Below are 7,217 nucleotides of genomic sequence, written 5' to 3'. Positions count from 1 at the left end.
CCATTTATAACACTTCTTATTCTTGCTACAATTACTCTTGCTTCTATGCTTGTTTTTTCATTTATCGGATTATTTGTTGCATCAATTATTTTTGATGTTAGCATTCTTTCTTTAAATCAGCAAGCACTAATTAACGGGAGTCCGGAGATAATTAACGCTTTTAAAGTAGTTCAGGTTTTTGCTGCAATTGGCACATTTGGATTGCCGGTTTTTGTAATGTTGAAATTTTTAAGGAAAAACACTGTTTCATTTTTACAAATAAAACATTTTCCAAAGTTAGAAAGTATAATTCATGTTACTGTGCTTTTTCTAATTATGTTTCCCTTTCTCGAATGGTTAATAGAAGTAAATTCCAATTTGAATCTCCCTGAATTTATGAGTGGAGTAAACGAATGGATGAGAGCTAAAGAAACACAAATGCAAGGATTGGTTTTAAAGTTTTTAGAAGGCAGTTCTATTTTAGACCTTACTGTAAATTTAATAGTTATAGCACTTATTCCTGCATTAACCGAAGAATTATTTTTTAGAGGATTACTACAAAATTTGATGCACAAATGGGTAAAAAATATTGATATTGCAATTATCCTTACCGCAATATTTTTTAGTGCAGTTCATTTACAATTTCTTAGTTTTTTACCTCGTGTTTTACTTGGTGTTTTGCTGGGTTATTTTTATTTTTGGACAAAAAATTTATGGGTGTCAATATATTTTCATTTTTTAAATAACTCCCTTGCAGTAATTTTTGTATTTTTGGCAAACAATAAAATAATAAATTATAAAATAAATGAGCCTATGGAAATGTCAAATTGGGTAACCGCTTTATGTTTTGGGCTGGCAGCAGCCTTATTCATTTATCTTGCTACTTATTATTCAAAGAAGAGAGATAAATCAAATGATTGGAAAAAAGTTTATGCAACATCCAATAAAAATGAAGCAGAAATTATTAAAGGAAAATTAGAAAACGAAGGTATTTCGGCTGTTATTCTAAACAAAAGAGATTCTTCAATTCCATCTTTCGGGACAATAGAAATTAGAACAAAAGCTGAAGAACTTGAAAAAGCAATGGATTTAATTAGAAAAATTGAGGATGTAGAGGGATTGGAAGGAGAGAAATAATCAGAATTTTTGTTTTTTAAACATTTATGAAAGAGCTTAAGACAAGAACAATTTCCGCAATAATTTTTGCTACAATTATGATTGGAGGAATCCTTTGGAATCAATGGTCATTTTTGTTGCTTGTTTTATTGATAAATGGATTTACTTTATTTGAATTTTACAGATTGTTTGAAAAGCATAAGAAAAATATTATTTCCAAAATCACAGTAATTATTTTTAGCACTGCTATGCTGTTATCAGTTTCATTGGCTGTGTTTAATGTTTTCCCTAAAGCATATTTATTTTTCATTCCATTAGTAATATTCTTATGGGCTATTGAATTGATTAGAGAGAAAAAATTATTTTCTTCAAATCAAAAAATCACATTCTTCGGATTACTTTATATTTCTGTTCCAATGTCTTTGTTTTTATTAATTGCAATAATTGACGGAAATTATGCAACAATTTTTTTATTGTCTGCTTTAATTTTTACTTGGGTAAACGATTCTTTCGCTTATTTCACAGGTTCATTAATAGGGAAACACAAATTTGTTCCAAGCATTTCTCCTAAAAAAACATGGGAAGGAATTATTGGCGGAGTAGTTTTTACTGTGATATCTTCCTTAATTTTTTATAAAATTTATCCTGAACTAGGCATTAATAATTGGCTAATAATTAGCCTGATAATTTCTGTCTCGTCAATAGTCGGAGATCTTTTTGAATCAAAATTAAAAAGAAAATTGGAAGTAAAAGATAGTGGAAACATAATGCCCGGACACGGAGGTTTTTTAGACAGATTTGATGCTTTGTTGTTTGTGATTCCATTTTATACAATTTATTTGCTGATATTTGTATTTTAATAAAAAATTCAAGATTTAGTTTAAATGAAGATTCACAAAGAAGGCTACAGAATAATTTTTTATATATCACTAATATTTTTGCTAATAAATGTTGTATCTGAGAAAAGACTTGATTCACCCTTTAAAGATATAGTTTTATACTCTTCAATTGTGTTTTTTCTTGCAATAGCACAGTTTTTTAAATCACCAAAAAGAAAAGGTGTTGAAGAAAAAAATGCTTTTGTTTCTCCTGCTGACGGACACATTGTGCAAATTGAAAAAGTATTTGAAAAAGAATTTTTTAAAAGGGAAATGCTTAGAGTGTCAATATTTATGTCGGTAGTTGATGTACATTTAAATAGAATTCCTGTTGATGGAAAAATTGTTTACCAAAAATATCATCCCGGGAAATATTTAGTGGCATTTAAGGAAAAATCCTCTGAGGTAAATGAAAATAATGCACTTGCAATTGTAGATAAAAACAACAATGAATTTTTTATCAGGCAAATTGCAGGCTTTCTTGCACGAAGAATTAGAACTTATGTTGAAGAAGGAAATGAAGTGAAACAAGGGCAGGAGTTAGGTTTTATAAGGTTTGGGTCAAGGGTTGATATTTATTTTTCTGAAGACATTAATTTAAATGTAAAATTAAATCAAAAAGTTTTTGGCAATCAAACAATTATTGCTTACCTTTAATTTTTTTATAAAACGATTATTTTCTTTAAATTATATATCTATGAGTAAACGAGTAAATTATAATTTTGAGTATTCCTTTAAAGCAAAGGCTTCTTTAATTTACAATTATCTATCAAAACCTTACAACCTTGCTGTTTGGTTTGCTGATGATGTAATAATCAATGACAATAAATTAGTATTCAGTTGGGATGGAGTAGAAGAATCTGTCTCTCTCGATAAAAAGAAAAGAAACACAAAAGTTGTTTATCGATGGTTAGACAGAGAAGATAATGAAACATTAACCTTCGTTATTGAAACTGATGAGGTTACCAATGGGACAATTCTGCTTATTTCTGATTATGATAATGAAGATGAGCTAGAAGAAGCAAAAATGTGGTGGGACGGAGTAATAACAAAACTTAAAAGAGTTATTGGTGGTTAGTTTCCTGCACAAATTAAAATATGCTGAAAAAAGCTCAAAAGAAAAACATTCCTTTTTACAACGGACTGCTAAAGACTGTAGCAATCTACTAAATAATAGTTTTCTATATTTTCTGAATAAAATTTTTATTCGGTATTAATATTGCATTTTGCATTAAAATGATCAAATACAATTATATAATATTTTTTATTTATTTATTTATTTTATTACTTCCTGTGAAATCATTTTCTCAAAAAGTAAAAAGAATTGAAATTTTGCATGCTAACACTTTAATTGGTAGTGAAAAGAAAGGTAAAAGTGTGAGAAAACTTATAGGAGATGTTGTTCTTATGCACGAAGGAGTAAAAATGTATTGCGATAGTGCCTATGAATTTATAAATGAAAACTATTTTGATGCTTATGGAAGCGTAAGAATAGAGCAAGGTGACTCCATTTTGTTAACAGGAGGATTTCTTCATTACGACATAAATGAAAAATTAGCAAGTGTTAAAGAGAATGTTCGATTTACCGATAAAAAAATGACATTGACAACACAGACACTAATTTATAACATCAAATCCAATATTGCTTCCTACACAAGCAAAGCAGTAATTGTAGATTCTGCAAATACACTTTCAAGCAACAGGGGGTATTATTATTCTTCAACAAAAGATTTGTTTTTTAAAGAAAACGTAAAGCTAAAAAATAAAGATTTTACACTTAGTTGTGATACTTTGCAATACAATATTAATTCAAGGGTGGCAAATTTTCATAGCCCGACAACAATAAGTGGTGAGGATACAAAAATTTATACGGAAAAAGGCTGGTACAATACAGAAAAACGAATTTCCAGATTTCGTCAAAACGCTTATGTTTTTTCAAAAAATCAAAAAATTTTCGGAGATATTCTTTACTATGAAAATGAAAGTAAAAATGCAGAAGCTATTGGTAATGTAAAGTTTATTGACACAACAGAAAAATCAATTATTTACGGGCAATATGCTAAGCGAATAAAAGAAAAGGAAATTATTTATATAACCGATAGTGCCTTATTTGAAAAACATAATGAAAATGATACTATGTATCTTCATGCTGACACTTTAAAAATTATTAAAGACAGCACAGGCGAAAAAAATATTATTCTTGCCTACAACAATGTACGATCATTTAGTTCAAACATGAGCATGAAATGTGATTCACTTTCTTACGCTACTGACGATTCTTTGATAATACTTTTTAATGACCCTGTTTTGTGGACAAAAGATAACCAAATTACTGCCAAAAGAATTGAAATGATTTTAAAAAACAATAAGCTTGATAAAATGTTTTTTGAAGACGATTGTTTTGTAATTGAAAAACTTGATTCCATTCGATTTAATCAAGTGAAAGGAAAAAAAATGACAGCATTTTTAAAAAATAACGATCTTTATAAAATGGATGTGGAAGGCAATGCAGAGGCAATTTATTATCTTAAAGACGAATTAGAAAAATATGTTGGTGTAAATAAAATTCAATCCAGTGTAATTTTTATTGGCTTTAAAGAAAGCAACATAAATACCATTAATTTTGTAACAAAACCATCAGGCAAAGTAACTCCACCCGACAAAACAGATAATTCTGAATTGAAATTGTTAGGATTTCTCTGGAGAATCTCTGAAAAACCGAAATCAATTATTGAACTTTTTATAAAATAAAAAATACTGTTATGTTTGCATTAAACCCCAAAAATAGTGTTTTGAAAAACTTTAGATTACTAATAACTTTTTTATTTTTTCTCTCTACTTTTTCATCACAAGCACAATTGGATTTTTCGCAAACGGAATACGATTTTGGGATACTTAATAATTGGAGTGATAAACCCGCAATTTTTGAGTTTGTGAATACAAGCGGAGAAAAACTTGCAATTTTAAAAGTTGAACGCTCACCGGAGGTGCATATCAATTATCCTACAAATTATATTTTGAAAAATCAAAAAGGGAAAATATTTGTTTACTACGAAGCTCTTGACTTGGGAAATTTTCATGAAAACATTTTTATTTATACTTCTGCTTCCATGAATCCGATAAAACTTGTAGTAAAAGGAAAAACAAATTCTTTTCTATCCTGCCCCGGAGGAGCTTTGAATAAAGAAGCTACTAATTTAGTTTTTGAGCAAAACGGTTTAGTAATTGACGGAGAAAATTCAAAAGCTATTCAAAAAGCAAAGCTGACTTTGATAAACAGCAAAAACAAAGAATTTAAAACCAAAACATCAAAAGATGGAAGTTTTAAAGAGAAATTGGATATCGGACTTTATTTAATTATTGTTGAAGCCGAAGGTTATCAAACTCTTGAACATGAAGAATATTTAAATATTAATACAGGAGAATTAGTTTTTAAATTATTTAAAGGCAATCAAATAGCACAAAACGAAACAGATAAAGAACCACAACAAAACGAACTAATGCATGCTAAACCTACTGCTTTTTTCCAAAGTGGAATAATTGTAGATTCGGAAACTGCCAAGCCAATTGATGATGCAACAATTAAATTAACTAACAAAAAAACCCGTCTTCCATATTATTTTAAAACATACCAAGACGGTAAATTTAGAAAGTTGCTACGTGCAGGAGATTATGATATTGAAGTTACTGCTGATGGTTATAAACCTTACGGAAGAAAATTTGAACTTTACAAAGACAAGCCCGGACTATCAATACAATTAATAAAGGAGGCTGTTTTTACAGAAAATACTGAAGAAAAAGAAGTTGAAATTAAAGAGAAAACTGTAAAAAATAAGGAAAGAGAAGAAGAAAAGGAAGAAGAAAAAATAACAAAGAAAGAGAATGAAAACAAAAAAGCTGTTGTTTTAAATTATATGCAACATGGAGAAATACTTGACAGCAAAACAATGAAACCAATTGCTGGAGCAATAATTAGCCTAACAAACCTTGAAACAAATATTAAATATTATTACAAAACATTTGGAGATGGTAAATTCAAAAAAGATATAAAACCAGGTATTTACAAAATTGATATTTCTAAGAAAAATTATAAGGATTTATCAAAAACCCTTGAGCTAAAGAAAGGTACTACCAAGTTAAAAATTTTACTTGAGCCATTAAAGAAAAGTAAAGAAAAACTTGATTTTGCACAAATACTTACAATTGTTGACAAAGAAACAATGGAACCAATTAAAGGAGCTTATGTAAAACTTTATAATCGTGAAACAAAAACCGCCTATGATTATCGAACAATGAATGACGGTAAATTTAAGAAAAAAATTAAGCCGGGTATTTATGAAATTACTATAAAAGCAGAAGGCTATAAAGATTTATTAATGACAAAATCCTTTAGTGAAGAACTTGGCGACTTAAATCTGACACTTGAAAAAGAAGAAGCCTCCGTAGTTGTTTTAATTGAGGAAGAGGATGTAAAAGAAGAGGAAATAATAGAAGAAGAAAAGAAAATAATTAAAGAGAAAGAAGAAATAAAAAGTCAAGCAGATGATTATACTTTTGAAAAAACAGAAGAGAAAAAGGAAGAAATAATTACCGCAGAAGTAAATGATATTGAAAATAAATTGGAAGATATTGAAACTGAAGGCACAGGACTTTTGCCCGTAACAAAGTACGCTGCAAATAATATTGTGTTTTTGATTGATGTTTCTTCATCAATGAAAAAAGCTCATAAAATTGAAAATCTGAAAAATTCAATTAAGCATTTAACAAAAATACTCAGAGATATTGACCTTATTACTTTAATTAGTTACGATACAGAACCACATATTCTTGTGTCCTCGATTCCTGCCGACCAAAAAGATACATTGTTAAATGCTATTTCAAATCTTAAGGCATTTGGGTTTACTTACGGTTTAAAAGGTTTGAACAAAGCCTATGATATTGCTCAGTCAAATTTTATTGTTGGAGGAAATAATCAGGTAATAATTGCAACAGACGGAGAGTTTAATAGCCCCGATTATTCTGAGATTCAACTTGTGAGAATGATATTAGACAATTCTCAGGATGGAATTATTTTGTCAGTAATAGGTTTTGGTAAAGAAAGAAAAGCAATACGAAGAATGAAGACTATGGCAGGACTGGGCAAAGGAAATTTTTTGCACATTACTAACGATGCTAAAGCAAAATCTATTTTAATAGAAGAAATAAAACTGAATTCTAAAATTGAAAATAAATAACTGCTCAATC

At 28.8% G+C, this 7,217-nt stretch carries 6 protein-coding genes; all 6 read left to right on the top strand.

From position 1 onward, the window contains the following. A partial coding sequence (locus U9R42_10450; GenBank protein MEA3496443.1) for a CPBP family glutamic-type intramembrane protease occupies positions 1 to 1,116 on the top strand: 1,116 nt, incomplete at its 5' end. A 26-nt stretch (positions 1,117 to 1,142) separates the two neighbouring features. Next, positions 1,143 to 1,955, top strand: a complete 813-nt coding sequence (locus U9R42_10445) for a CDP-archaeol synthase (GenBank protein ID MEA3496442.1) — start codon at positions 1,143 to 1,145, stop codon at positions 1,953 to 1,955. Between the two features lie 24 nt (positions 1,956 to 1,979). Then, positions 1,980 to 2,630 (top strand): phosphatidylserine decarboxylase family protein, encoded by a 651-nt coding sequence (locus U9R42_10440; protein ID MEA3496441.1) that lies wholly within the window; start codon positions 1,980 to 1,982, stop codon positions 2,628 to 2,630. Positions 2,631 to 2,670: 40 nt separating this feature from the next. Continuing rightward, positions 2,671 to 3,051, top strand: a complete 381-nt coding sequence (locus tag U9R42_10435; GenBank protein MEA3496440.1) for an START-like domain-containing protein — start codon at positions 2,671 to 2,673, stop codon at positions 3,049 to 3,051. A 158-nt stretch (positions 3,052 to 3,209) separates the two neighbouring features. Continuing rightward, a complete protein-coding gene (locus U9R42_10430; protein MEA3496439.1) occupies positions 3,210 to 4,724 on the top strand; it encodes an OstA-like protein in 1,515 nt (504 codons plus the stop codon). An 11-nt stretch (positions 4,725 to 4,735) separates the two neighbouring features. Next, positions 4,736 to 7,207, top strand: coding sequence for a carboxypeptidase regulatory-like domain-containing protein (locus tag U9R42_10425; protein ID MEA3496438.1), 2,472 nt, complete (start codon positions 4,736 to 4,738; stop codon positions 7,205 to 7,207). Positions 7,208 to 7,217 lie beyond the last annotated feature (10 nt).

The organism is Bacteroidota bacterium (genome assembly GCA_034723125.1).
Classification (GTDB): domain Bacteria; phylum Bacteroidota; class Bacteroidia; order CAILMK01; family JAAYUY01; genus JAYEOP01.
Note: the sequence above shows the minus strand (reverse complement) of the source record. Positions and strands in the feature narration are given on the sequence as shown.